General features: G+C 45.6%; 1 protein-coding gene. It reads left to right on the top strand.

Annotated elements, in window-relative coordinates:
* Positions 1-93: 93 nt before the first annotated feature.
* Entirely contained in the window at positions 94-1110 is a 1017-nt protein-coding gene (locus L5M51_RS22695; RefSeq protein WP_263174821.1) for an IS110 family transposase, read from the top strand.
* Positions 1111-1378 lie beyond the last annotated feature (268 nt).

Raw genomic sequence — 1378 nt, 5'->3', positions numbered from 1 at the left:
GGATAATGGAATGGACCCATCCACTTTTAATCGGCCTCGCAATGGGCCACGATGTAGTCGCTAAAACTCATCAGAAAGAGGACGGGTCCACCTATGAAGATTACTACAATCGGTTTAGATATCGCAAAGTCTGTTTTTCATGCTGTTGGTGTCGATAAAGCAGGCAAGTTAATCAAAAAGAAAATGCTTAGACGCAAAGACTTGCTGCCCTTTGTCGCGAAAATTGAGCCTTGCCTTATCGTTATGGAGGCGTGTGGCGGCGCGAGTTATTGGGCCAGAGAATTTGAGCAATTTGGGCACGTAGTTAAGTTAATTGCCCCGCAGTATGTGGTTCCTTTTAGGCAAGGTAATAAAAATGACTACAACGATGCGCTAGCCATTGCGGAGGCTGCGCAGCGGCCCAACATGCGGTTTGTAAAACCCAAAAGCGTCGAGCAGCAAGATGTGCAACTGCTCCACCGTATGCGCGAACGATTAACTAAACAATCAACAGCCTTAATCAACCAAGTGCGAGGCATGTTAGCAGAATACGGTATTGTCATTACCAAAAGTAAATCGGCTTTTAAAGCCCAGTTAYCAGATATTTTGGTCGATGAAGCCAATATGCTGACCATCAAGGGTAAAGCCATCTTTTATCAGTTATATGATGAGGTTATCGACATTGAAAAACGGCTTAAGAGTTGTGACACCCAAGTAGTAAACGAAACTCATAACAATTTGATTTATCAGCGATTACAAACTATTCCTGGTGTTGGGCCTGTCACCGCTACGGCGATTTATGCTGCAGTGGGTGACGGTAAAGACTTTAGCAATGGCCGACATTTTTCAGCTTGGTGTGGCTTAGTACCTAAGCAGCACAGCAGTGGCGGGAAAGATAACCTCCTCGGGATAAGTAAGCGGGGAAACGCCTATTTACGTACGCTATTCATCCACGGCGCCAGAGCGGTGTTGCGACACAGTGGGAGTAAGTCGGATAAGTTGAGTTGTTGGGCTATCCAGCTAGCGGAGCGCCGAGGTTTCAATCGTGCGTGTGTGGCCGTCGCGAATAAGCTCGCCAGAATGTCATGGGTTATCGCGGCACGTGAAGAAGAGTTTCGGCTCGCTATGTAACAACATCAAATGTACTTATTATGTTAACGATTAACCAACCAGCAAGTTGCTAAGACACTTGATTTGATGATGAGACAGTCAGACTGATCTACTAAAAACCTTACGAAAACATAGGCTCTGATGAAGCCGCAGGGATGATAAGGACAGTAGAAGCAAATATCCATCAGGGCCAGAGGAATCCCTCAATAACAGGCCGAATATATGGGTGCAATGAACTCTTCTCAAAATTGATATCGAATGTCTTGCAAACCGGATGGGTCCATATATG

It is taken from the genome of Shewanella sp. SM73 (assembly GCF_025653795.1).
GTDB classification, from domain to species: Bacteria; Pseudomonadota; Gammaproteobacteria; order Enterobacterales; family Shewanellaceae; genus Shewanella; species Shewanella oncorhynchi.
The sequence above is the reverse complement of the archived record's forward strand: the minus strand, read 5'-3'. Positions and strand labels throughout refer to the sequence as shown.